This window comes from Nibribacter koreensis (assembly GCF_039541795.1).
GTDB classification, from domain to species: Bacteria; Bacteroidota; Bacteroidia; order Cytophagales; family Hymenobacteraceae; genus Nibribacter; species Nibribacter koreensis.
Genome location: NZ_BAABGX010000001.1, coordinates 1,094,472 through 1,121,361, shown reverse-complemented (window position 1 = coordinate 1,121,361; position 26,890 = coordinate 1,094,472). Strand labels below are relative to the sequence as shown.

At 48.0% G+C, this 26,890-nt stretch carries 12 protein-coding genes; 6 read left to right on the top strand and 6 right to left on the bottom strand.

All coding sequences use genetic code 11. The features are described from left to right. The first annotated feature begins 2 nt into the window (after positions 1–2). A complete protein-coding gene (locus ABD880_RS04880; protein ID WP_345162941.1) occupies positions 3–5,432 on the top strand; it encodes an MBG domain-containing protein in 5,430 nt (1,809 codons plus the stop codon). 161 nt (positions 5,433–5,593) lie between these two features. Continuing rightward, the gene (locus ABD880_RS04875) at positions 5,594–5,926 is read left to right on the top strand and encodes a hypothetical protein (RefSeq protein ID WP_345162938.1); all 333 of its coding nucleotides are present in this window, start codon (positions 5,594–5,596) and stop codon (positions 5,924–5,926) included. Between the two features lie 122 nt (positions 5,927–6,048). Here the strand turns inward: ABD880_RS04875 and ABD880_RS04870 are convergent, their stop codons facing one another. Further along, complete coding sequence (locus ABD880_RS04870; RefSeq protein ID WP_345162935.1) at positions 6,049–7,140, bottom strand: PAS domain-containing sensor histidine kinase; 1,092 nt, start codon at positions 7,138–7,140, stop codon at positions 6,049–6,051. Positions 7,141–7,302: 162 nt separating this feature from the next. Next, entirely contained in the window at positions 7,303–7,740 is a 438-nt protein-coding gene (locus ABD880_RS04865) for an acyl-CoA thioesterase (protein ID WP_345162932.1), read from the bottom strand. Positions 7,741–8,003: 263 nt separating this feature from the next. Between ABD880_RS04865 and ABD880_RS04860 the strand changes: the two genes are divergently transcribed. Beyond that, positions 8,004–9,794, top strand: a complete 1,791-nt coding sequence (locus ABD880_RS04860) for a glycosyltransferase (RefSeq protein ID WP_345162929.1) — start codon at positions 8,004–8,006, stop codon at positions 9,792–9,794. A 95-nt stretch (positions 9,795–9,889) separates the two neighbouring features. Here ABD880_RS04860 and ABD880_RS04855 read toward each other — a convergent pair whose 3' ends face one another. Continuing rightward, positions 9,890–12,322: a glycoside hydrolase family 31 protein gene (locus ABD880_RS04855; RefSeq protein ID WP_345162926.1), complete on the bottom strand. Its 2,433-nt coding sequence runs from the start codon at positions 12,320–12,322 to the stop codon at positions 9,890–9,892. A 211-nt stretch (positions 12,323–12,533) separates the two neighbouring features. Here ABD880_RS04855 and ABD880_RS04850 point away from each other — a divergent pair, with 211 nt between their 5' ends. Then, positions 12,534–13,862 carry a glycosyltransferase family 4 protein gene (locus ABD880_RS04850; RefSeq protein ID WP_345162923.1) on the top strand — a complete coding sequence of 443 codons (1,329 nt, stop codon included), beginning with the start codon at positions 12,534–12,536 and terminating at the stop codon, positions 13,860–13,862. A gap of 242 nt (positions 13,863–14,104) precedes the next feature. Here ABD880_RS04850 and ABD880_RS04845 read toward each other — a convergent pair whose 3' ends face one another. After that, entirely contained in the window at positions 14,105–16,123 is a 2,019-nt protein-coding gene (locus ABD880_RS04845) for an alpha amylase C-terminal domain-containing protein (RefSeq protein WP_345162918.1), read from the bottom strand. A 191-nt stretch (positions 16,124–16,314) separates the two neighbouring features. Here ABD880_RS04845 and ABD880_RS04840 point away from each other — a divergent pair, with 191 nt between their 5' ends. Next, positions 16,315–19,134, top strand: coding sequence for a DUF4961 domain-containing protein (locus ABD880_RS04840; protein ID WP_345162915.1), 2,820 nt, complete (start codon positions 16,315–16,317; stop codon positions 19,132–19,134). Between the two features lie 1,307 nt (positions 19,135–20,441). Here the strand turns inward: ABD880_RS04840 and ABD880_RS04835 are convergent. Continuing rightward, a complete protein-coding gene (locus tag ABD880_RS04835) occupies positions 20,442–22,061 on the bottom strand; it encodes an MFS transporter (protein WP_345162912.1) in 1,620 nt (539 codons plus the stop codon). A 320-nt stretch (positions 22,062–22,381) separates the two neighbouring features. Continuing rightward, positions 22,382–23,425: a LacI family DNA-binding transcriptional regulator gene (locus tag ABD880_RS04830; protein WP_345162909.1), complete on the bottom strand. Its 1,044-nt coding sequence runs from the start codon at positions 23,423–23,425 to the stop codon at positions 22,382–22,384. A 346-nt stretch (positions 23,426–23,771) separates the two neighbouring features. Here ABD880_RS04830 and ABD880_RS04825 point away from each other — a divergent pair, with 346 nt between their 5' ends. Next, on the top strand, positions 23,772–26,876 hold the full coding sequence (locus ABD880_RS04825) for a SusC/RagA family TonB-linked outer membrane protein (RefSeq protein WP_345162906.1): 3,105 nt from the start codon (positions 23,772–23,774) through the stop codon (positions 26,874–26,876). Positions 26,877–26,890 lie beyond the last annotated feature (14 nt).

Sequence of the window (26,890 nt, the reverse complement as noted above, 5' to 3'; positions counted from 1 at the left end):
TCATGAGAAACTTTACTCAATCTTTTCCAAAAAGCTTGCAGGACTCCTTTGTCCAAGAAAAACAAAAACCGCTGAAAAGGGCTTCTACGCTTCAGCGGTTTTTAGCCGTAAGCCTTACCCTATGGGCCGTTTTCTCGTTTTGCACCCTTGGGTTTGGGGCTGGACGGACTTTTGTTGGGGATAAGATAAGCATGGCAAAGGCTACAGATGCCTACGCGAGTGCAGGATTACCAGCGCCTACTGTAACCTCAGACAAGGACGACTACGCGCCTGGAGAAATAGCGCATATCACAGGAACCGGCTGGACTTTAGATCAACAGGTTCATGTTGAGTTTAAAGAGGAGCCAGATTACCCTGACTATCACGAGTATGATGTCACGGTAAACTCAGATGGTACTTGGAGAATAGATTATCAGGTGGAATTGAGACATATAGGAGTAAAGTTCACAGTTTTGGCTGTTGGGAAAGCAAGTGCTTATAAAGCAAGTCATGTTTTCACGGATGCAAACACATCTTTAAGTGATCCTACCCCTACATCTGGAGCCTTTGGCTCTGCCATTATCCTCTCAAGTAAACTTACACAACAAGGTGCAGGATCTCCTCCTACTTATGTGGGACAAAATAATCCTATCCCTAACAGGCGGTTAAGCTTTAAATTAGGTGGCATTATTCTGGGCACAGGTCAAACTAAGAGTGATGGTGAAGCTAGCTTAGCGGTGGTATTAACACAAAATGTAGGATCCTACAGTGGAGGAGCAGGGTTAGAAGTAAGTTTTTCAGGAGATCCTGGGAATATCCCATATGCAGGACAAACAAAAAGGGTGAATTTTACAATTACTAAAGCCAATCCTGTATTTTCTAATATACAGGGATCAGGAAGTTATGGAGGTCTTGTTACCCTCACAGCAAAAGTGAGTTTAAATATAGAGGGCTTACCTATATCATTTAGTGTAGGTGAAATTACCATGGGAACTAGTAATACAAACTCTAATGGTGTAGCAGTTTTAACAATTCCATTTGCTAATCTTCCATCGTTTATCAAAAATGCTAATTCCTATAATGAAGTATTAACAGTAAGTATATCCAACTCATCTAATTATTTTGCCAGTAGTGGAAAAGGTGATTTGATTATTTCTCCAGCACCTGCAACCATCTCCATCTCTGATTTAACTAAGAAGTACAATGGCGGCCCTCAAGGGGCAACGGTAGAAACTATGCCAGCTGGCCTACCAGTAAGTGTTACCTATGAGGAGTCTACTGCAATCCCAACAAATGCAGGCATTTATAAAATAGACGCCACCATCACGGATCCAAATTATACAGCTGAAGTTCAGAAAGGCACTCTCACGATTGGGACCGCAGATCTAAAGGTGGAGGTTGATCCCCAGTCAAAGGTGTATGGAACTGAAAATCCAGTTTTGACAGGAAAGATGACAGGTTTGATGGGGTCGGATGTTATTCCAGTTTCTTATTCTACCACTGCAGTGAAAATGAGTGATGTCACTGAATCTGGTTATCCTATTACCGCAACCTTAAATGCGGCTCAAGAACTATTAAATAATTATTCTATTACCAATACGCCGTCTGTTCTTACCATTACTAAAGCAGTAGCTACCATAAGTGTGCAAGGCTATGAAGGAGAGTATGATGGGCTAGCACATGGGGCCACTGGGACAGCATTAGGCATTGATAATAAGCCAATTTCTGGATTACAAGCAGGGGTAAGCTTTATCAACGTGCCTGGGGGTACCGCTCAATGGACATTCAGCAATCCTAACTTCACAAACCAGAATGGAGAAGTAGCGATTAAAATAAATAAAGCAACAGTTACGCCTGTTTGGGTAGCTGGAACGCTAGCGCAAACCTATGACGGTTTGGTTAAAACGGTGGCTGCCACCACAACGCCAAGTGGCTTAACGCTTATTTATGACTTTGGCGATTTAGTACCAAAGGATGCGAATAGCTACCCTGTATCAGTGACAGTTCAGGATGACAACTATGAGGGTTTTACAACTGGTACCTTAGTAGTTGCAAAGGCAAATCAAGCTATCTCCTTTGCTCTAATTGAAAGCAAGACCTTTGGTGATGAAGCATTTGCCATTTCTCCAAGTACCTCATCTGGTCTTCCGGTAGCCATCACCACCTCAGGTAATATCAGCTATGATGCCGGTACCGGAAAAATTACCATTAACGGGGCTGGCCCGGCCAGTGTAACGGCTGCGCAAGCAGGTAATGGAAATTATAATGCGGCAACATCCGTTACCCATGACTTTATGGTTAATAAGGCCAACCAGACCATCACGGTCACAACCCACGCACCTAGCAGTGCTGTTTACCAGACCAACTTCATGGTAGCGGCTACCGCCTCCTCAGGGTTAGAGGTTAGTTACCAAAGTGACGGCAAACTTAGCAACATAGGGTCTACCTTTACCATGACGTCTGGTACTGGATCTGGCAGTGTTCGTTACAGCCAACCCGGAAACGCTAATTACAATCCTGCCACTGTTATTACAGAAATTGTAAATGCAGAAAAAGCAGAACAAACCATTACGGTAGTGACGGCCTTGCCGGCTAGTGCGGTGTATAATACTGGGTTTACGGTAGCTGCTACTGCTACTTCTGGGTTGAATGTAGTGTATGGTAGCACTGGGGCCTTGAGTAATGCAGGCGCCAACTATACCATGAACTCAGGGACTGGAACAGGCGTGGTAACATACAACCAACCAGGCGATGATAACTACCTAGCCGCGCCTGAGGTAACGGCTGCTGTAACTGCCCAAAAAGCCATTGCCACTATTGCATTAGCAGCAGGAGATTTATCGCAAACTTACAATGGTGTGGGTAAGGCCGTTGGCTATTCTACCAGCCCGACTGGTTTAAATGGGGTGAACATAATCTATAGCCAAGAAGGCCATAGTGTCACTTCGCCTACTAATGCTGGATCCTACTTGGTGCAGGCATCGTTAAGCAATGACAATTACAGTGGTTCGGCGGCTGGCACCTTGGTAATTGCTAAAGCAGCTACAGTTTTAGAACTAACCGCCAGCAATGCTACCTATAATGGTTCTGAGAAAGGAGCCTTGGCAAATGTTACAGGTGCAGGCGGGTTAAATCAACCGGTCACAGTGTACTATGAAGGGGTGGCACCTACTTCCTATGCTTATTCTTCTACTGCGCCAGTGAATGCTGGAAGGTACTCCGCCACCGCAACTTATCCAGAATCTGAGAACCATCTTCCATCATCTGCCAGCAAAACCTTTACAATTGATAAGGCAATTGCCGCAGTGGTAGTTTCTGGATATGAAGGTACTTATAATGGAAAGGCGCACGGTGCCACCGGTTCTGCCACTGGGGTCAACAACGAAGCACTGGAAGGTTTAGAACTTGGCGACAGCTTTACCAATGTGCCCGGCGGTACTGCCAGATGGACATTCTCCAACCCTAACTATACCAGTCAGACAGGAGAGGTGGCCGTTAAGATTAACAAAGCACCTGTGACCCTAGTCCTTGGCAATTTGATCCACACCTATGACGGTACTCTCAAGTCTGCAACCGTGACGGCTACCCCAAATGTAAGCGGCGTAACCGTATCTGGTGCAGGTACTGATGCAGGAGACTATGCCGCAGCCGCCTCTCTGAGCAATGACAACTATGAGGCTGACCCCGTTAGTGGAACCCTTAAAATTGCCAAAGCCGCCACTACCACCTTGGTGACAATTCCAGCAGGTCCTTACACGTATACCGGCTCAGGTATCACTCCCGCTACCGTGAGCGTGACTGGACCAGGAGGGTTGAATCAGAACCCTGAGGCAGCTTATGCCAATAACATCAATGCGGGTACGGCCACTGCCAGTTATACCTTCCCTGAATCTGCCAACTACCTTAGCTCTAGTGATACTAAGACGTTTACTATTGGAAAGGCAACCTCCACTACGGTAGTGACCATTACAGGTAGTCAGTTTACGTATTCAGGATTGGCCCAGACACCAGCAACGGTTAGCGTGACGGGAGCTGGCAATTTAAATCTCAGTCCCACCGCGTCGTACCAGAATAACATGAATGCTGGTACTGCCACCGCGTCCTTCACCTACGCTGGAGATGACAATCATTTTGGCTCTAGTGATAGCAAGACCTTTGATATAGCGCAGGCAGCCCTTTCCATAACCCCACACAACCAAGCCAAGTACTGTGGTCAGGTGAATCCTCCGTTAACCGTTACCTACACTGGTTTCGTCAACAATGAAACCGCCAGCGTATTGGGTGGATCTTTGTCTATTGCAACCTTAGCGCATGTAAACAGTGGCAAAGGATTCTATGACATTACTGCTAGCGGCGTCACTTCTGGTAATTATGCCATTACGTTCAATAAAGGGACGTTAACTGTAGGGGAGGTAGCTATTGACGCCTCTGCAAGCGGGAATCCGGTACCGGTAGGATCTAGCGCAACGCTTTCGGCTGTGGTGTCCTCCAGCACAGATGGAAGCAAGCTGGCAGGTGTCTTGGTAGTATTCAAGTTGGATAATGTAGAGAAGGGTACTGCTGTCACAAATGCAGACGGGGTAGCCACCTTGCAAGTATCCGGCTTGAGCGTTAACGTGTACAAGGTAGAAGCCTCAACCGGAAGCGGATGTGGGTTAGCAACTGCCTACCTGCCTGTATATGATCCAACGGGCGGTTTTGTCACCGGAGGTGGCTGGATAAATTCTCCTGTTGGGGCATTGGCCGGTTCAGAGGCGGTGGGCAAAGCAAACTTCGGGTTTGTTTCTAAATACAAAAAAGGCACTAACACGGTAGAGGGCAATACTGAGTTCCAGTTTGCAGCGGGCAGTGTCAATTTTAAAAGCTCTAGCCATGCGGCAGGTACTCTGGTAATTGCCGGATCAAAAGCCACCTATAAAGGAACGGGTTTTGTGAATGGTGGCACAGACTTACATGAGTTCATGGTGGTTGCCACAGACGGGCAGGTAACCGGCGGCGGCGGTTCTGACAAGTTTAGAATCAAAATCTGGAAAAAGGGTGGACCCGTGGTGTATGACAATGAAAAAGGCACCGCTGAGAACGCAGAACTTTCTTCTAACACCATCTTAGGCGGTGGCTCTATTGTCATCCATGAGGCCGTGAAAGGCAACGTGAAACCAAGCAGCGTAGTGGCTTTGGAGAACCAGCCAACTGCCAAAGGCAAGTTTATCAGCTACCCTAACCCGTTCTCTGATAAGGTGACCTTTGAGTTTGCCTTTGACCAGGATGATGAATATAGCCTCCTGGTGTACAGCATGAACGGGGCTCTGGTGAAAAGCATTGCCAACAGCAAAGCCCAGGCCAATACACCGGTGCAAGTGCAGTGGGGTGACAACTCTGTAAACGTGGGCGTGTATATTGTAAGATTGGTGACCTCTAAGGGCACTCAAACGCTCAGAGTGGTCCGCAAATAAGAACCATTGATTTTTGCCTGTTGACCTTTTGGTTGCAAAGCACAAGCCCCCTAGCTAGAGAAATCTGGTTAGGGGGTTTTTGCATTTAAGTAAATCCTTTCATATGGTGGATTTATCAAATACTTTAGCGGCAAAGGTATTTAACAAACAAAGTTAAAAGTATGCTCATAACAGGTTGGTGGACCAAGGACGAGGAGGGATTCATGGAATTTGAGACAAGCCAGTTACAGCGGTTGTATGAAGCCATCACAGAGCAATACCATGCCATGTATGACACTTGTCTGGAAGAAACGCAGGACGAAGAAGTTGCCTATGAAGAAGCGTTGCAAAAAGGGTATGAGATGGTCACCAATACCAAGTTGATTAACGGCGAAGAAGAGTTTGCTACCACCTACATCACCCCGTCTTTTGTCTTGGACATCTGGTATGAGAAAGATGCCTACACCCAAAAGCGGGTGTATGATAAAGGCTATTTACAGGTTTTAAAGAAGTAAACCTAGACTGACCAACCCGGCGTCAATAAGGTGGTAAGAGCAAGTAAATTAAAACCCTAGCCATGAATTCGTTTTTGGTCTGATTTCCTGAAAACAAGCCAAAAATGAGCAGCGAGGCATTGCTAATCCTTGGGCAGTTCAATGTAGAAGGTAGTGCCTTTGTTCTCCTGGCTATCAAACCAGATGCGACCGTTATGCCACTCCACAATGGTTTTGGCCAGGGACATGCCTAAGCCCACAGACGGCTCTCCCTTAAGACCGTTGCGGCGGGCCTTGGTGAACTTGTCAAACAGCTCTTCATGAAACTGCGCCGGAATGCCAATGCCGTCATCCTTTACCTCAATAAGTACTTTGTCATCCATATCTGTCAAGGAGACATCAATATGCGCGTTATCCTTGCTGAACTTGATGGAGTTGGAGATAAGGTTGTTGACCACTTGCATCAACTTGTTCTGGTCAATTGAGGCATAGACTTGATTTGAAGTGGCGGTAAAGGTGAAATGCTTTTTGATGTGGGTTTCTGCCTGCTTGTACTGCTCCACAATTTCTGTAAGCTTCTCAGCCAGGTTCAGGCGCACCTTCATCATGTCGGCGTTGGCAGATTCCAGAAACTCCTGCTTTACAAACTCGCGTATCATTTGAATGCTGCGGGCGCTGGTTTTGTAAATAATGTTTACCAGTTGCTTGTCATCCTCAGTCAATTGGCCGTTGTCAAAGGACTCAGATAGAGACCCCGAAATGGACTGAATGCTGGCCAGCGGACCAGCCAGATCATGCGACAGAATCTCAAGGATGGAATTTTTCTTGGCCGCAAACTTCTGCAGGTTGGTGATGTTGTCCTTCTTGCTGGTAATGTCCTCGGCAATGCCCGTGACCAGCACATGCCCGCGTTCATCCTTCAGGACCACGGGCGAAAGTAGCAGTGTCTTTTCTGCGTTGCCCGCAATACGCACCCTGAACTCTAACTCCTCCTTTTGTTCGCCATTTAATAACTCTTGAATCTCAGCCAACAAGAAATCTTTGTCCTCTGGATGAATGGAATCTAAGAAGAGGCTGGGGTTGGTATACAGCTGTTCGCGGGTATGATTCCAGACCTGCTCAAACGCGCTGTTGAGATAGGTAAAAATACCAGCGTCCACGTCAAAGGAGAAGACCAATCTGCGGGTCTTCTCTAAAATTTGTTCCAGAATGTGATGCTGATGATTACCTGACATTAGCGTAATTATTTAGCCACCTTTGGATAGGTATAAATACTCATGCCAGCCGGTAATGTTGTCAATGGAGCGTTTATAACTAGTTCTTAAAAGGAGGACGAGCTCTATAATGATATTAAGTGCGTTTTTGGCCTGTTTTCAGAAAACAGGCCAAAAACGCACTTAACTACCTATTTGCTCAAAGTCCTCAGATTTGGCTACTTCCATAAATTTGGCGGCTACTTCTGGGGGCAGGCCGGTAAGCTTTCTGTGCCTTAGGTCTAACCAGGCGCCGTCCACGTTAATCACCGCTGCTTTCACGCCATCGCCGCGGTACAGGTCATGCCTGATAGACCATCTGGAGCCGTCTGGCTTGGCTTTGGTGAGAAAGGAAAGAATTCTGATGTTGTCGTTGATGCCTACTTCACGCTGATAGGTGAGCTCTTCTCTAAACAGGATGGGTCCCATTTGCAATTTCTGGAAAACCGAGAAGTCAAGACCCAGTTCATTCGGCAAAACTATGCGGGCCTGCGCCCCGAAGTCTGCATACGCCGAGTGGCGCAAGTGCATATTGGCATCTACTTGTGACCAAATCACGTGGCCGAGGTATTCATTGTTCATAGGTTATTTAAGATAGGTTTTCAAGACAATCCAAAGGTGCCCTCAATCATAAATGTAAGGTCTTACGCACACTTCTAACACCATGGATAATTTTCTTGCCAGTTCTAACCCATAATTGAGGTGAATTGATTGCCTTTGTGCTAGCTGTAAGCACTTGCTTGCCAGAGAATTGAGGCCTGTAGTTTAAGCTTTTTCAGAAATACTCCTGCGCAGGCAATCATTTTTGGCCTATATTCGGTAAAATAGGCCAAAATCCATTTGCTATGCCATACTCTACCGCCTCACCACACCTATTAGAAATTGCCTGGGAAGCCTGTAACCAGGTAGGGGGAATTTATACGGTCATCCGGTCCAAAGTACCCGCCATGATGGAATACTGGGGTGACCAGTACTGCTTGGTGGGACCTTATTTTCCGCAGCAGGCCGCCGCTGAATTTGAGCCGACGGAGGACTACTCAGACGTGTTTGGCAAGGCGGTGTTGCAATTGCGCGAGGAAGGGGTAGAGGTCTATTACGGTACTTGGCTTATCACGGGCCGGCCGCGCATAGTACTCATCAACCCTAACAGCGGTCTTCATAAACTAGACGAAATCAAACACCAGCTCTGGGAAAACCACCACATCCCTACCAATGACGAGCACCTGCTCCACCAGGTGCTGGCGTTCGGGGAGATGACCAAGAAGTTCATAAAGCTGGTGGCCAACATGTCTAAGGTGGTGGCCCACTTTCATGAGTGGATGGTGGGCTCGGCCATTCCAGACTTGCGCCGCGAGCAGGTACCCGTAAAGATTGTGTTCACTACACACGCTACCTTGCTGGGACGTTACCTAGCCATGAACGACCCTAACTTCTATGACCAGCTCACCGCCGTAGACTGGCAGAAGGAAGCGCGCCATTTTAACATTGAGCCAGCCGTTTCCATTGAACGCGCCGCTGCGCATGGGGCGCACGTGTTTACTACGGTTAGTGAAGTAACCGTGCGGGAGTGTATCTACCTGCTGGACAGAATCCCAGATACGGTCTTGCCCAACGGCTTGAACATACGCCGGTTCACAGCTATGCACGAGTTCCAGAATCTGCACCTGACCTACAAGGAAAAGATTCACCGGTTTGTAATGTCGCACTTCTTCCAGAGCTATCCCTTTGCGCTGGACAAGACGCTATACTTTTTTACCTCCGGTAGGTTTGAGTACCGCAACAAAGGCTTTGATTTGACGCTAGAGGCTTTAGCGCGCTTGAATTATAGAATGAAGAAGGCGCGCATGGATACCACGGTGGTTATGTTCTTCATAACTAAGCAGCCGTTCCATTCCATCAACCCCGAGGTGTTGCATTCCAAAGCCTTGATGGAGGAGATACGCGAAACCGTGGACGCCATCAGCAATCAAGTAAAAGAAAAGCTGTTCTATGAGGCCGCCGCCAGCACCGAGTATAAGCTGCCCAACCTGGAGAATTTTGTAGACGATTACTGGAAGCTACGCTACCGCCGTACGCTGCAATCCTGGAAGACTCATCATCTGCCATCTGTGGTGACGCATAATCTGGTCAATGACAAGAGCGATGAGATCCTGGAATTCCTGCGCACGTCAAACCTGGTGAACAATGCCGATGATCGCGTGAAGATTGTCTACCACCCAGACTTTATCTCACCTACCAACCCGCTGTTTGGGATGGAATACGGCCAGTTTGTGCGCGGTTGTCACCTGGGCGTCTTCCCAAGCTACTATGAGCCATGGGGTTACACGCCGCTAGAGTGCGTGGCCAGCGGAATTCCGGCGGTGACCAGTGACTTATCCGGTTTTGGGGATTACGTGAAGAAGCACGTCAAAAAGTACACTGAGAAGGGCATTTACGTGATTAACCGTCATGAGAAAGGCTTTGAGGAATCTGCCGAGCAACTGGCCAAGCATTTGTTTGACTTCGTGGAGTTCAGCCGCAGAGAGCGTATTGCCCAGCGCAACAAGGTGGAAAGCTCCTCAGAAATGTTTGACTGGAAGAAACTACTGGTGCATTATGAGCGCGCCTACCATTTGGCCCTCAACGCCGACGAGTAAAGTCACGACAAAATCATCTTAAGACAAGAGTCCCGTTTTTGGGCTGTTTTCTGGAAAACAGCCCAAAAACGGGACTCTTGTTATTTTATAGAAGCTTACTCAGCGGCAATAGCCGAATTCAAGTTGAGTGCCTTAAAACCACTTGGCACTACCACGGTCAAGGTGGCAAAGTCAGGAGAGGCTTCAAATTCAATCACCGCTTCATCCACCATCACAGAGGCAGTTTTTGCCGGCATGCCATGGAAGACCACCCGATACGTTTGGTGTAGCGTGACGCCTTCGCCCTTGATTTGCTGCGTTAAGGAATAGGTAGTCAAAGAAGTAGCCGTTTGGAAAGTCTTCTCCAAATACTGGCCTTCTTCATATCCATAGCCGTCGCCGCCGTCTTCATACACTATGCTCTCAAAGGTGGCTGGGCTATAGTAGACATGCAAGGTGATTTCCTGTATGTCTTTTTCACCCACATACTGTTGCACGGGATAAAACGGAATCACGGCACCGGCCCGTACAAACATCGGGATTTTGTCCAAGGGCGCATTAGCCCAGAATTCTTGCTTGCCCATAAAAACTTTATCGGTCCAGAAATCATACCACTGGCCTTGGGGCAGGTACATCACGCGGCCGTCTACCCCGGCCTGGGTAATAGGGCAGATGAGCAAATGGTCTCCCACGCAGAACTCGGCCATGCGCTCATAGCACTCCGGGTCATTCTGGTCTAGCAAGGCCAATGGTCTTAGCATGGGCGTACCTTGGTTAGTGTACTGCCAGAACGTGGTATAGAGGTAAGGGAGTAACTGGTACCGCAGCTCAATGAATTTTCTAGCCAGGCTGGTGAACGGCTCGCCAAAGGACCAAGGCTCTTGCTCGCCGTGGTCCCCAGAGGAGTGCGTGCGGCAGAAAGGATGGAAGACACCCAATTGCAACCACCGGATGTACAACTCTCCGTCTGGCGTCTCAATAAAACCGCCAATGTCTGAGCCCACAAAGGAAATCCCCGAAATACTAAGGCGCTGGCACTGGATGTTGGCCAGCCACAGATGCTCCCAGGAGGCAATGTTGTCACCGGTCCAAACCGAGGCGTAGCGCTGCACGCCGGCATAACCCGAGCGGGTGATGGTGAACGGCCGGTCTGGGTAAGAAAAGCGCTTAACGCCGTCATACGTGGCGCGGGCCATCTGCATGCCGTAGATGTTGTGGGCCTTGCGGTGACTCCCCGGCTCGCCGTCAAAATGGTGGCGCACATCGTTCGGGAAAGTGCCAATCTCAAACACGGCTGGCTCGTTCATGTCATTCCAAACGCCTTTCACGCCCACCTCAGAAATCAGGCCTTTAAAGAGGCCAGACCACCATTCGCGCACGTCCTCGCGGGTGTAGTCCGGGAAGTGGCATAAGCCCGGCCAAACGGTTCCTTTGTACACTGGGCCATCGGCGCGGCGGCAGAAGTAGTCGTTGGCCACGCCTTCCTGGTACACCCAATAGTCTGGGTCAATCTTGATGCCCGGGTCAATGATCACCACCGTTTTAAAGCCGTCGTCTTTTAATTCCTTCACCAGACGGGCCGGGTCCGGGAAATGGTCTTTGCTCCAGGTAAAGCACCTAAAGCCCTCCATGTAGTCAATGTCCAGATACAAGGCGTCACAGGGGATCTGGTGCTTCCTAAAGCCTTTGGCCAGGTCTTTTACTACCTTTTCTGGGTAATAGCTCCATTTGCATTGATGGTAGCCTAGAGACCAAAGCGGAGGCAGTTCGGGTGTGCCCGTCATGAGGGTGTACTTTTGGACTACTTCCAGCAGGGTAGGACCGTAAATGAAGTAGTAGTCCATGGTGCCGCCCTGTGCCCAGAAGCTGGTGACGTCCTTGCGCTCCCGCCCAAAATCATAAAACGACCGGAAGGTGTTGTCAAAGAAGATGCCGTAGGCGTTGCGGTTGTGCAGCCCCATGAAGAAGTTGATGTTTTTGTACAGCGGGTCAGAACCCTTGCCATAACCATAGGTGTCGGCGCCCCAGTTCTCAAAGCGTTCGCCGCGCAGGTTCATGTTGTTGGCCTTGTCGCCCAGTCCGTAATAGAACTCATGCGGTTTGGCCACCTTGCTCATTTTGACAATGTCGCCGCCGTAGTCTTTGTGTTCTTCCCAGTGGAAACCTTTTTCATCCTCGTTGAGCAGAATACCCGAGCGGTCCAACATCCGTACGCGCAGCCCTAATTTAGAAATGGTGCAAATAAGGTCTTGGGTGGTGATGCGGTAATGGTCTGTCAGCTCCTTGAACTCAAAAGAAGGGGCAGCAGGCTTGCGCTGGGGCTCTACGGCATAAGAGAAATCTCGGGCAAACGCGCCTTCAGTGGCAAACCTATACCTGAGTATACTGTCTGTGACTACTTCCAGCCTGAGGGCGACGCGGTTGTCACAGGTGAAAATGATATGATGGTCTGCCTGCTCAACCTGTTGCACCGTGCCCGGAAAAAATTCTTCCCGCTTGGCGCCCAGGTCATTGAGCATGTAATTATGGTCTTGAAAAGAATGGTCCATTCTAAAAATCTGAGAAAACTATTCGCAAGTAAAAGATTCCCCATTGCACTCTGAAATATTTTGCGTGAAATACTGTAAGTTTCTTTTAACCTTCCTATTCTTATCTAAGTAGAGGATAATTAAATAAATTTACTGATTCTAACTTGGCGTAAGAAAGACTACCTTACATAGAAGAGGCCCTGGGCCTGCCAAGTTTGAATTAGAGCTTACCATGGAAAAACTGCGCGTATTGATGTTGGGCTGGGAAGACCAGCCTGTCTTGAATGGAGGAGTGGGCAAAGCCTGCTTTCACCTAGCCGAATCACTTTCTAAAGAAGTTGAGTTAACCCTCATCGTCCCCCAAGCCGAAGGGCAGGCCCTGTCCCAGCGTACCAACGTAGTGGGCCTGAATGATTTAGATTTAGCCACCATTACCCAGGCACCCGCCACCAAGACCTACGAGCGTTTTGCCAAAACCTATAGAGTCCCAGCCAACCTTTTTCCATATGAGAACGATGAGGAATACTACCTCAAAGAAGCCTTAGCCAAAGAACTGGCAGAGAAGGAGGGAAGCCAATCAGAAGAAGTCCAGGACCTGCCACCTGTAACGCCACGTCCTCAGCCCGAAATCACAATTGCCACCGGTCCCAGAGGAACGCTTAACTTTGAAGTGATTCAGTTTGCCCGATTTGCGGCTAGGCTGGCCTCTCATAAAGAGATAGACGTGGTCTACGCCCATGATTGGATGACGTTTTTGGCGGGAGCCGAAATAAAAGCCCAACGCAAAGTGCCTTTGGTACTGCACGTGCACAGCCTCACTTTTGATAGACAGGTAGCCCAGCCTTGGGGGTGGGTGTATGAACTAGAGGCTAAAGCCATGCAACAGGCAGACCTGATTCTGGCCGTAAGTGAGCGCACTGCCAACATGATCGCTACTCGTTACGGCGTCAGCAAAAACAAAATAAAGGTCATCTACAATGGTTGCTCTGAGAACAGCTTTGAACCCACTACGCCGGCCAATGCCAGACAGGTGATTTTTCTGGGACGGTTGGTGCCGCAGAAGGGACCTTTGCAGTTTTTACGCGTAGCCAAGTGCATTCATAGAAAAGACCCAAGCGTTACGTTTGTCATAGCCGGCCATGGCCCTTTATGGGACGAAGCCCAACAACTCACCAAGAAACTGGAGTTGGAAGAAGCAGTGACCTTTACCGGTTTCCTTCCGCAGGAAGAAGCCAAGGCCTTGCTGCATGATTCAAGTGTCTTCTGCCTGCCCGCCGTGTCTGAGCCATTTGGACTGGCGGCCGTTGAAGCCACCCAAGCTGGAATACCGGTGGTGATTACCCGCCAGACCGGTGCCGGGGAGGTATTGCCTAATGCCTATTTAGCCGATGCCCATGACACCGAAGGCTTAGCAGACCACATCCTGCAACTCTTAAATGACCCGCAACTGCGCAACAAAGCGGTCTTGGCCAACCAAGAAGCTTTAAAGCCTTACACCTGGCAGGCCACCTCTAGTAAAGTCTTCCAGGCGCTGTTTGACGTGGCGCATTCCCCCTCCTAATGATACGCTACAAGCGTAGAGCGGCCCCGTTGAGAAATCTACTCCTCAGCGGGGCCGCTCTGTTTGTAGCGCACACTTTATTGGCTAGTGCCAGTATCACACAGGCTTTCCACCTCATTAAAGCCTTATTCGTTTTTACGCTGTTTCCTGAAAAATAGCCCAAAAACGACCGTGACTCTGTATTTGCTTCCTTAATTAAGTTTCTGACCAGCAAGCATTAAATTCAAGTGAAAAGCTCATCTTTAATCTACCCGTTTCAAAACCAAGGCTGTGCGGTTGGGCAGATAAATGCTGAGCCTTGGACCGTACTTGGTGGGTTGTGTAAAGTAGGAGATGGTAGTGTCTACTCTGTCATGGCCGCCAGTCTCAGGAGCGTCTGAAGAAAGAAGAATCTGGTAGCTTCCGGCATGGTTTACTGGCAGAATGTAATCTGGGATGGAGTTTTTTGTGTGGAAGTTGAAGAGGAACAGTAAATCCGCTCGCTCAAACACCAGCACATTATTGGTAGTGTCCAGATGGAGCATGTGTGCCGGCCCATGAGTTAAGAGGTTGTACTCCTTGGGTAAGGCCAGCATCTCCTTCTCAAACTGCCATAATTGGCGGTATTTCAGTTCTTTGTTGTCCACTAAGGACCATTGACGCCGCGCATACTGGTAACTCCAGTTGTTGCCCTCCCTCGGGAAGTCCACCCACTCAGGATGCCCGAACTCATTGCCAATGAAAGTGAGGAAGGCTTCGCCGCCTAACGCCAGAGTGATGAGGCGTATCATTTTGTGTAGGGCCATGCCGCGGTCAATGACGGCGTTCTTATCCTGTACGTGCATATGAAAGTACATCTCCTTGTCCATGAGCCAGAAGGCCAGGGTCTTGTCGCCTACCAAAGATTGGTCATGGGACTCGGCGTAGGCCACGGTTTTCTCCTGTAAGCGGCGGTTGGTGAGCTCATGCCAGATTTCGTGTAGGTTCCAGTCTTCGTCCCGTTTGTGTTTGAGGGTTTTAATCCAGTAATCGGGAATGCCCATGGCCAGGCGGTAATCAAACCCAATGCCGCCTTCCTCATGCGTACGGCAAAGGCCTGGCATGCCACTCATGTCCTCGGCGATGAGGATAGACGCCGGCTTGAGAGAATGTGACAGTTGCGTAGCCAGTTGCAGGTAGAGAATGGCGTCTTGGTCTACGCCCGCATCAAAATATTTGTCATAGTGGTCAAAGGAGACACCCTCGCCGTGGTGGTGGTAGAGCATGGAGGTAACACCGTCAAACCGGAAGCCGTCTATATGAAACTCTTCTAGCCAGTAACGCAGGTTTGATAAAAGAAACCGCCGCACCTCTTCTGTGCCGTAGTTGAACAGTTTAGAGTCCCAGCCCGGATGATGGCCTCTTTTGCCTTCATGAAAATACTGTCCGCCGGATCCGTCAAAGTTGGCCAGTCCCTCGGCTTCGTTTTTGACGGCGTGCGCATGAATCAGATCCATCACAACCGCTATACCCAGTTTGTGCGCGGCATTGATGAGGTATTTTAAATCCTCTGGCGTGCCAAACCTGGAACTTGGCGCGAAGAAGTTGGAGACATGGTACCCGAAGGAGCCGTAATACGGGTGCTCCGCCAAAGCCATCAGTTGCAGGCAGTTGTAGCCGGTTTCGGAAAGGCGTGGCAGAACCAAATCCGCAAATTCGCGGTAGGAGCCTACTTTGTACTCTTCGGTGGCCATGCCCACGTGGCATTCATAAATAAGTGGTGCTGACTGGGCGTTTATTTGAAAAGAACCATCGGTCCAGGAGAACTCTTCCTGGGGGCGCCAGATCTGGCCGGCAAAGTCATACGTCTCGGGGTCCTGTACCACGCGCCTGATGTACGCAGGAATCCGGTCTTGTCCTTTGCCTTGCTGGTCTACCACGTGCACTTTGCACCGCTGGCCATGTTGAATAGGGTAGGCGTCTGCCGGAACAAACACTTCCCAGATGCCATTTTCCTTTTTAGTTAGCACATGCGCAGAGCGGTCCCAATTGTTAAAATCGCCAATGAAAGCCAACGATTGCGCCGCCGGCGCCCACTCGCGGTACCACCAACCAGACGTATCATCTGCCTGGTGTACGCCTAGGTACTCATGCCAGGTGGCGTATGTCTCTAAATTACCGTTTGACTGCTCTATTTTATGGACTTCTTCCTTGAACCGTTGCTGTCTTTTGAGTAGTTGGGGGAGATAAGGCTCCAGGTACATATCAGACTGCACTAGCGGTAGGGGCGTGGTGGTGGGCATAGGATGTTGGTTGAGCAGAAAATATGGTCTTTAAAATTTGAATCTAAATCGTTTTTAGCCTGTTTTTCTCAAAAGATGCCAAAAACGGCCTCGGTCTTGGCGCCATCGTTAGTAAATTATCAAGGAAAACGATTGCGTAAAACCAGTAATTCTCCGTAAATTTCTCTTTTAAAACTATTTAACGCCTTTGCATGAAATATACTTTACGATTGCTTAGCCTCTTATGGTTGGCTCTTCTGGCAAATACTGGCCAGGCGCAGGTAGTCACCTGGACGCCAGACTTCCCTACTCAAACCGATAAGGTAACCATTATTTTTGACGCTACTAAAGGAAACCGCGGCCTGGAGAATGTGACTACGCCTATTTACGCGCATACCGGCGTGCTGGTGAACAACGGCACTACCTGGACGCACGTGAAGAGCGGTTGGGAGGTAGGCATTGAAGCCACCAGAATGACGCCGCTGGGCAACAACAAATACCAGTTGGTGATTGACAACCCCCGCACGTATTACGGTGTGGCTGCCAATGAAGAAATCACCGCCTTGATGTTTGTGTTCTGGAGCAAGACCAGCACCGGCACCAAGGAAGGCAAGGACACCGAGAACAAGGATATTAAGGTGCCCATCTATAGGTCGGGGGCCATCAACGTGACCATTACGCAACCGGCGGTGGGCATGAATCCCTATTTTGTAGACCAAAACCAAACCATTCAGGTAAAAGGCACCGCCTCCAGCAGCACGTCGCTTAAGCTATATGTGAACGGGCAAAAGGTTTCTGAAGCCTCTGGCACGGCCTTAGAAGCCAATCTGGTGGCCACTAGCGCTGGTTATAATAAAGTTAAATTAACCGCTGACAACGGTGGTACGGTGATGGCGGCTGACTCATTTGGGTTTGTGGTGAGAACCGCCACGCAGGTTCAAGCCTTGCCTGCCGGTGCCAAAGATGGCGTCACGTATCTGAGCCCCACCAGCGTTTTGCTGAACCTGTACGCACCTAATAAGACAAGCGTATATGCCATCGGGGATTTCAATGATTGGGCGCCTAGTACCCCCATGTACAAAACGCCGGATGGCACTCGGTTCTGGACCCGCATTGATAACCTGACGCCTAAGAAGGAATACGCCTACCAATATCTGGTGAATGAGACGCTCAAGATAGCCGATCCATACACCGAGAAGGTGCTGGACCCTAACAACGATCAATACCTGGACGCGGCTACCTACCCTAATCTAAAAGCCTACCCAACCGGTAAAACCACCGGCCTCACCAGCGTTTTGCAAACGGATCAAACGCCTTATTCCTGGCAGGTGACCAATTTCACGGGTCCTAAAAAGACCGACATGGTCATCTATGAGCTGTTGGTCCGTGATTTCCTGGCCAACCATGACTATAAGACACTGACAGACACGCTTGATTATTTGAGCCGCCTGGGAGTGAATACCATTGAGTTAATGCCTATTAATGAGTTTGAGGGAAACCTGAGCTGGGGCTATAACTCTAGCTTCTACTTCGCGCCAGACAAGTACTACGGCTCAAAAGACATGCTTAAGCGGTTCATTGACGAGGCGCACAGAAGAGGCATGGCCGTGATTATTGACATGGTCTTGAACCACTCCTTCAGTCAGTCGCCTATGGTGCAGTTGTACTACAACAGCGCTACCGGCCAGACTACGCCAGACAATCCTTGGTTTAACCCAACGCCCACCCATGACTACAACGTGGGCCATGACTTTAACCATGAAAGCCTGGCTACCAAGTATTTCATAGACCGCGTCAATGAGTTCTGGCTACAAGAATACAACATTGATGGGTACCGCTTTGACTTGTCCAAAGGCTTCACGCAGAAACAGACGTTGGGCAACGTGGGTCTTTGGGGACAATATGATCAGTCACGCGTAAATATCTTAAAGCGCATGGCAGACCATATCTGGAGCGTGGATCCCAATGCCTATGTCATTCTGGAGCATTTAGCTGACAACAGTGAGGAAAAGGTATTGGCAGACATGGGAATGATGTTATGGGGCAATCTCAACCACAACTACCGCCAGGCCGCCAAAGGCGATATGAACAACTCTAACTTTGACTGGATTTCTCATAAGCGCCGCGGCTGGAACAGCCCGCACGTGGTAGGGTATATGGAAAGCCACGATGAGGAGCGCTTGATGTATGACGTATTGAGAAACGGGTTGAGCGCTGGCGCCTACAGCACCCGTAATTTAACCACGGCCCTCAAGCGCATGCGTCTGGCTGCCGGTTTCTTCTTTACCATTCCTGGACCTAAGATGATTTGGCAGTTTGGTGAGCTAGGCTATGACATCTCCATTGATCAAAACGGTAGAACGGGCAACAAGCCTATTCTCTGGAACTACTACCAGGAAGCCGAGCGCAAAAAACTATATGATGTCTATGCGGCCTTGATTAAACTGAAGGTAGAGCAGCCAGCCTTTGAATCTAATGACTTTACGTTAGATTTGGGTGGCACCATCAAGCGCATCCATATCCAGGACCCAAGCATGAACGTGGCCATTGTGGGGAATTTCGGGTTGACGGCAACTACGGCAGACGCCAAGTTCCAATACACAGGCACCTGGTATGACTACATGTCTGGCGAAGCGTTAGTAGTGAACAACGTCAACCAGGGCATTACCTTACAACCCGGCGAAATGCGTTTGTACACCTCCGTGAGACTTACTCAAACGGGCATCATCACAGGTGTTTTAGAAGACAAGGACGCACTGGTGAAAGAATTGGTAGTATATCCTAATCCAAGCAACAGTGGCCAAGTAACGCTTAAATACCAGTTGGTTTCTGCTACAGAGGTACAGATAAAGCTGTATGACCAACTAGGTAGATTGGTCAATGACCAAAACCTGGGCCGTCAGACGGCAGGCGCGAAAATCGTGAAGCAAGCCTTAACCACTACAAAAGGAGGAAGGCTTGCCCCGGGTATGTACATCTGCAAAGTCATCACCGGTAACACTGCACAATCTGTCCAAATCATAGTGCAGTAGGTTCTCATCACTTTTACAAAAGGCCAGTTCTTATACAGGAGCTGGCCTTTTTTATTTACCCGATCCATTCATTTTCAGCTTGTTTTCCAGGAATTAAGCCAAAAACGAGATCTCTCCACGTAGCGTCTTTCCGCGGAAAGATATGCCAGCATGATACGGGAGCGCCTCCATTAGATTTGAACTCCCTTACTTAGCAAGAGCATGTCTTCTTATGAAGACAATGACGCTATCCGGGTTAAGATGGCCTTTTCTGTGAGTGGCCGCTTCTTGTAGAGACCACGCAATGCCTTGTCTCTTTCATATAGCTGGTTTAACCACTTCCAGTCCCTTTTAAAACAGGAGGGGAGGTTTTTGATTTGACAGAGTAGACATCCCCTTATGCCTCCATCAAGGGGGAATCTGCGGATGGAACGGTCAATGGCACAGACGCGGGCAGGTGCTCCGCACGCTACGAGGTCTTTTGAGCACCGGATCTGCGTTTTTACCCTGTTTTCTAGAAATGGGGCTAAAAATGGCCCAAGTGGCCGTAGCCTCCTGGCACCGACACGACGGACACCCATGAAACGGTGCCGCCTCTGGTTATCTATGACCTTTCACCACTGCAATTTAAGGGTATTGTGTTGCAGAGAACGGTGCCTTACTAGATTGGGTGGTTGGGTGCTGTGGAGAACTACATCTTTCCGCGGAACGACGCTACAATTGGCAGACGGCCGCAAGGCCCGGCCGGTCTCCTAAACCATGATATAGCAGACCGTGCGCAGCACGTATGACTCTGCAGCGACAGGGACCGCCATCACCTACAACTAAACCACGCAACCATCAAGCCCTTACAGAATTGGGACCAGAACCAGTCTTGGCTCTGAGCGCCTCTGTTGTTTCGTCGCCCGCCAGGGCGGGGCCAAAGGCCCAGAGTACAACAGCAGTGCGAAGGGGCAAGACGAGGCCCCGCGGCCGTGAGCGCTTAGCAGACAAAATGAAACAAGAAAGGTGGTGCGCACCGGAGCAAACGGTACTACCGAAGGAACAGCCCACAGCGTGCACTGCAACGGCCGTGGTGGTTCAAACAGCGACTTGAGAAGCAGGTGAGGCGGTTGGTGAGGGCACCAATAACGGCTGATTAGAATTATTGAAAACTAAACGGATGACTCATATCATCAACACCCAGTTTTAGCCTATTTCCCAGAAAACAAGCCAAAATCGGTGACAATAGCCTGTCATGAACCTGGAGAATTCTTGCTGAATAGGACATTAAAAAAGGGCGAGTAATTACACTCGCCCTTTTCAGAAGTTGAACGGTTGGAAAACGTTTAGTGACCGCCTTCAGCCTCTAGGTTCTCAATGTCATGGCCTTGTTTCTTCAAGATGTCAGACACCTTCCAAGCGAAGAACGTCAAATACCCGAAGCACACTACCGCCACCCAGTAAGAGGAGTGAATGTCTGTAAAGTCAGCGATGCCGCCTTGCAACGGCGGGATGATGGCACCACCTAAGATCATCATAATCAACAGCGAAGAGCCTTGGCTGGTGTACTTGCCCAAGCCGGTGATACTCAAGGCAAAAATGCTTGGCCACATGATAGAGCAAACCAAACCACCACTAATGAACGCGAACAATCCGACCGACCCGGTGGTAAACAAACCTACCAGCATGGCTACCACGCCTAATAAACCCAAGCCCATCAACAATTTGGCTGGCTTGCCCTTGGCCCAGAAGTTGGCGGCAATCATGATGGCAATACAGATAGCATAGATGTATAAATCGCTCACGTCATTGCCAGAGATGTAGTTCACAAACAATACCACGCCAAAAGCTACATACGGCACCAAGATGCTCAATACCAGTTTGGCGTTTCTGCTCACGTTAAACACCGTAACGGCGCTCATCCAACGGCCTATCATCAAGCTTCCCCAGTACAATGAAATATAATGCGAGATCTGGGATTCATTGTAGCCGCCAAACTCTGGTGTGGCCAATAAAGCGCCTAGGTTGCTTTGAATGGTTACTTCTACGCCCACGTACACAAAAATGGCAATCATGCCCAGCGTCAACTGCGGATATTTCATGGCACCCCAGCCTTCGCTGTTCTTTTGGGCGGCTAAATTAGAGAGCACTAAAATAAGGATGACGCTTACCAAGGCCAGGACCAAGAGAATCATGGTAGATGTACCCGTTTCGCTTTCGGGCAGGAAGTTGCCAATCACGGAAAGAGCAATGATGGAACCGGTAATGGCTAGCAAAGAGACGGTCGCCTTGCCACTGCGCTCTGGTTCTTCGTCAGAGGTGACCCTTGGCATGTTGCGGGCAGCAAAAATACCCGCCACCAGCAAGAACACGCCTGCCAAAATCAGGTAAAGGGTATTTATAGAGCTAATGGGAGCCGACTCTGTCTGTTCCTGAGTGGCAGCTACCGTTCCAAACAATACCAAGGTAATAATGATAGGGCCAATGGTTGTACCTAGGGAGTTAATACCACCCACCAAGCTCAATCTGTGCGAACCCGTGGCGGGATCACCCAAGGCCACCGCAAACGGGTTGGCTGCGGTCTGTTGTAAAGAGAAACCTAGGGCAATCACAAAGAAGGCGAGCAAAATAAAGAGATACTCACCGGTATTAACCGCCGGAATCATCACAAGGGCACCTACCACCGATACCAACAGGCCATAAATAATGCCTCTTTTATAGCCAATCTTGTTTAAGAAATCAAAACCAACGCTGGTAGAATAAAGGTAAAGCAGGAGGGAGCCAATAAAGTACGCGCCGTAAAAGGCAGAGTCAATCAACTGTGACTGAAACTGGCTTAGGTTGAAATGTGATTTGCAAAAGGGAATGAAAACTCCGTTGGAGGCGGCCAGAAAGCCCCAGAAAAAAAACACCATCGCCAGCGTATATAGCGCCGAGCTGTAACTTTTACTTGAATGTTGCTGCATAAAGCGGGAATTGTTTGGGTTAGTCAGGTTTTGGATGGGTAATATAGGAAGAAGAAAATACAGCTGGAAACCTTCTTTTAATTGACGCCGCACCAAATGATAATTTATGGGAGGATAGTTATTTTACTTTGAGAAAGTTACCTTCTATAAGTGCAATAGTAGAGGTCTAAAAAAAAGTGTTTGATCAGTAAGAATATTTTACCTTCTCAAACTGCCAATGTCCAGTAGCTATCAATAAAAATCCCTTTTCGTTTTTGGCCTAAATTCCAAGAAACAGGCTAAAAACGAAAAGGGATGTCAAAATCATCAAGCTATAAACCCTATTTCAGCTTTTCTGCTTTTTTAGGCTTTCTGGTGGAAGACTCCCTGATGATTAGAACTGGGTCAAGTACAATCTTGGCAATGGATTCTGTGCTAATGTCTGGGTTGTTGATCTGGTGAAGAAACATATTAAAGGCTACTTCGCCCATTTGCGCTGCCTGTTGGTCTACCGTAGACAAGCCAGGCGTAATATACGGGCTGAAGGACTCGTTTCCGAAACCAATCAATCCAATCTGCTGCGGAATCTTATACCCATTTTGCTTGATGATTTGCTGGGCTCCCAAGGCAGTAAAATCTTCCACGGCAAATACAGCGTCTGGTTTTTTGGCGCCGTCTAGCAGGGCTTGCATACAGGCTCTCCCAGATTCAATGGAGTTCTTTCCATACTGGATGAGGTCATCATCAACTGTCAGGTGGTGCGCACGCAGGGCGTCCACGTAGCCCCGCAGTCGGTCATTGAAAATCTTTACGTGCTGTGCTCCAGAAATGTGGGCAATGCGGGTATAGCCCTGCATGATCAAATGCTCAGTGGCCATGTAGGCGCCTTTGTAGTCATCAATAACCACAGAAGGCACGCCAATCTCGTCTTTGGTACGGTCAAACAAAACCAAGGGCACTTTGCGCTTCTTTACCTCCAGGTAATGATCCAGGGTAGTGGTGTCTTTAGCGATGGAGGCAATGATGCCGTCTACGCTAGAATGCAACAGCGTCTCAATTCCTTCTACCTCGTATTCACCTAAGATATTAGATTGGAACAGGAGCACATTGTAGCCGTGATTGCGGGCTACTTTTTCAATGCCGTGCACCACTGTGGCAAAGAAACCAATCTCTGAACTGGGAATGACAATGCCAATAATGTTGGTTCTGCCAGACCTGAGCGACGAAGCCAGCCGGTTCTGCCGGTAGTTTAGTTTCTGGGCCGCATCTTTGATAAGTTCTTTGGTGGCGGTACTAATAGAGGGATGGTCGTTTAAGGCCTTGGAAACGGTTGAGGCAGTGGTGTTTACCTTTTTGGCAATATCATGTATTGTAACTCTAGCCATGCAGAACCATCGATTTCGTAAAATGGGGAAAAGGGCCTTGTCACGGGATGATTTCAAGGCCTTAATCAAACAAAGCTAATTAAACAAATTTTAATAAAGCCCTGCTTCTGGGATGTATTTTTGAAAATGATCCTTGATTAAGCGCTAATTTTAGAAAATCCTTAAAATATATTCCTTTTTTGTAGGCAAAACGCTTTGGAATTAGCCAATAAGTTGGTAAATCGCTAAGGAAATCGATTGCCAAAAGTTGGTGGTAAACGTAATTAATTGAACAACAATTATTTACCTAACAAGGTCTGAGATTTGAATTCACCTTTTTTAAACTATCATTCCTAAACCTTTATCTATGTTTAAATTACTACTCAAAAATTTGCCTCCCAGTCATGGACCGCAGGGCAAACGGCTGTTTCAGAAATCCTCGTTTCTGGTAGTAGCCACTGTCTTCTTGTTTCTGTGCAGCGGGTTGGTGCAGGCCCAGCAGAGAAATGTTTCTGGAACTGTGACCGGTGAAGGTAACAGCCCGTTACCTGGAGTCACTGTAGTATTAAAAGGTACCACCAATGGCACCTCTACAGATGCTGAAGGCCGTTACTCCCTTACTGTGACTGATGCTCAAGCTAACGGCACACTTGTATTCTCTTATATTGGTTACCTTTCTAAAGAAGTAGCCCTTGCAGGTCAGTCCACAGTGAATGTTAATTTAGCTTCTGACGCCAAGGCGCTAGATGAAATCATTGTGGTGGGATATGGTACTCAGAACAAAAGAGACGTAACAGGTTCTGTTGCTTCCTTAGACGAGAAGGACTTTAACGCAGGTCCTATCACCAACCCATTGCAACAAATTAATGGTAGAGCTGCCGGGGTAAACATTAACCAAGTTGGTAGTGAGCCAGGCCAGGCTCCAAGCATCCGGATTAGAGGAATAACTTCCTTAATTGGAGGGAACGATCCACTTGTAGTAGTAGATGGTATTCAAGGTGATCTTAACCTGTTAAAACAAATTCCACCAAGCGAGATTGCCTCTATGGAAATCTTGAAAGATGCGTCTGCTACAGCCATATATGGTTCTAGAGGTGCTGCCGGTGTGGTTTTGGTGACTACTAAAAAAGGTAAGATTGGTGAAACATCAATTGAATACAGCGGCGTAGCTTCAATAGAAACTATTGCTAAAAACTACGACCTTCTTAATGCCTCAGAATACAGAGCAGCTGCTACAGCTAGAGGTATTGAAAACTCTTATGATTTTGGTGGTGATACTGACTGGGTAGATGCCATTACTAGAAGAGGATATACCACCACCCATAACTTGGCAGTTTCTGGCGGAACAGAAAACTTTAGCTACAGAACGTCTTTGACTGGTATCCTACAACAAGGTATTATCAAGAAGTCTAACTCAGAGAACTACATTGCCCGCTTTCAAGGGACGCAATCTGCCTTTAAGGACAAATTAGCCTTAACCTTCAACCTAAACACTTCACTTCTTACCAACGATTTTAATAACGGTGGAAGAATTGGGGAAGCCATTAATCGCAGACCTACAGACCCTATTTACGTTGAAAATCCTTTGAATAAAGACACTGGTCCTTATTTTATTGATCCAAATGGTTTCAACTACCTTAACCCGGTAGCCCGCACAAATGAAATTGTAGACGGTGACAGAACCAATAACTTGTTTGGTAGCTTACGTGCAGAGTACACCATTTTCAATGGATTAACTGCTACAGGTTTTGGATCATGGCGCAAAACTGACCGTGAGTACCAAAATTACATCTCTGCTAGAACAACTCAAGAAAACGCTAGAAACCTTGGGGTAGTACCAGCCAATCTTACTGGCGCCGAAAGAGATTTGTATATCCAGAACTTGCCAGATGGCATTGCTACCAGAGAACTTAATTCTTCCGATGAGAAGCTGTTCAACTTCATTTTAAATTATAAGAAGGATTTTGGCAATCACAGCATTGACGTGATTGGCGTTAATGAGTGGCAGCAGCAGGTTTATAACGGTTTTAGAGCATCTGCCAGAGGTTTTACAGTTGATTCTGAAAACAACCTAAGCACCTTGCAGTCATCTGATCCTACTTTGTTCCAAGCTGGCAACATTACCTCTTACAAGTCTGACAGAACATTGGCTTCTTTCTTAGGAAGGGTTAATTATTCTTTCATGGACAAATACATGTTAAGCGCCAGCTTTAGACGTGATGGTTCCTCTGTTTTTGGTGCCAACAACAAATGGGCTAATTTCTACTCTTTCTCAGGGGCCTGGAGAGTTTCTGAAGAAGCCTTCATGTCTGGATTAGACGTGATGAATGACCTTAAATTTAGAGTTGGATATGGCGAGACTGGAAACCAGCAAGGACTAGGCCCATTAAACTCTGTACGTCTGGTAAATAATGACGGAACAGTGTTCTTTGGTGGCTCTGTAATTCCTAACTTCTCTATCACTCAAAATGAAAACAGAGACCTGCGCTGGGAAGTGAAAAAGATGTATAACGCAGGCATTGATTTTGGCTTCTTTGAAGGAAAGCTATCTGGTACACTTGATGGTTACTATGGGTTAACCAGTGATCTTCTTTTTGACTACGCAGTACCGCAACCTCCTTATCCTTTTGGAACCATCAAAGCCAATATTGGCGAGATCATGAACAAAGGACTTGAGGCTAGCCTTAGCTATGCTTTAATTGATAAAGAGAACGTAGGCGTGACCTTGGCTGGAAACGTAGCCACCACTAAAACCGAAGTAAAAGAATTAAGTGGTTCTTTGAACGGCCTTCCGTTAGAAACTGACTATGTAGTTTGGGCTTCAGGAGGTACCACTGGTGTAGCTTCAACCAATAACGCCATCTCTCACTTAATCATTGGTCAGAGCCTTGGAACTTTCTATTTATTCAAGCACGCAGGTGTAGATGCTAATGGCAATCAGATTATTGATGATTTGAACGGTGACGGTATCATTTCTGATGGTAACAGAGAAAACCCAGACCGTTACGTAGCGGGTCAGGCCTTGCCTAAATTTACTTGGGCTTTTACGCCATCTGCACGCTATAAGAGCTTTGACTTGAATATGGTTTTGAGAGGAGCTCATGGCCACAAGATTTTCAATGCCAGAAGAGCCACCATGAGCGCTTTGGGTAGCTTTGGTCAGACTAACATGTTGAAGAGTGCTTTAGAAGACGGCATCAATAACTTGACTTATGCCACTGATTACTGGTTGGAGGATGGAGATTTTGCACGTTTAGAAAACCTTACCCTTGGTTATAATGTGAATACCACCAAGTTTGGGGCTATTAAAAACTTAAGATTATCCTTTACTGCTAACAACCTATTTGTGATCACAGATTACTCTGGTATTGACCCAGAGTTGAGCACTAGTGGTGGATCAGGATTTGGTGTTGATTATGGCATTTATCCTCGTACTCGCAGCTTTGCTTTAGGGATTAACGCAACCTTCTAAAAATTGAACCAAGT

Coding starts and splice junctions, on each gene's coding strand:
- ABD880_RS04880 (WP_345162941.1), top strand. CDS start 3: ATGAGAAACTTTACTCAATCTTTTCCAAAAAGCTTGCAGGACTCCTTT.
- ABD880_RS04875 (WP_345162938.1), top strand. CDS start 5,594: ATGCTCATAACAGGTTGGTGGACCAAGGACGAGGAGGGATTCATGGAA.
- ABD880_RS04870 (WP_345162935.1), bottom strand. CDS start 7,140: ATGTCAGGTAATCATCAGCATCACATTCTGGAACAAATTTTAGAGAAG.
- ABD880_RS04865 (WP_345162932.1), bottom strand. CDS start 7,740: ATGAACAATGAATACCTCGGCCACGTGATTTGGTCACAAGTAGATGCC.
- ABD880_RS04860 (WP_345162929.1), top strand. CDS start 8,004: ATGCCATACTCTACCGCCTCACCACACCTATTAGAAATTGCCTGGGAA.
- ABD880_RS04855 (WP_345162926.1), bottom strand. CDS start 12,322: ATGGACCATTCTTTTCAAGACCATAATTACATGCTCAATGACCTGGGC.
- ABD880_RS04850 (WP_345162923.1), top strand. CDS start 12,534: ATGGAAAAACTGCGCGTATTGATGTTGGGCTGGGAAGACCAGCCTGTC.
- ABD880_RS04845 (WP_345162918.1), bottom strand. CDS start 16,123: ATGCCCACCACCACGCCCCTACCGCTAGTGCAGTCTGATATGTACCTG.
- ABD880_RS04840 (WP_345162915.1), top strand. CDS start 16,315: ATGAAATATACTTTACGATTGCTTAGCCTCTTATGGTTGGCTCTTCTG.
- ABD880_RS04835 (WP_345162912.1), bottom strand. CDS start 22,061: ATGCAGCAACATTCAAGTAAAAGTTACAGCTCGGCGCTATATACGCTG.
- ABD880_RS04830 (WP_345162909.1), bottom strand. CDS start 23,425: ATGGCTAGAGTTACAATACATGATATTGCCAAAAAGGTAAACACCACT.
- ABD880_RS04825 (WP_345162906.1), top strand. CDS start 23,772: ATGTTTAAATTACTACTCAAAAATTTGCCTCCCAGTCATGGACCGCAG.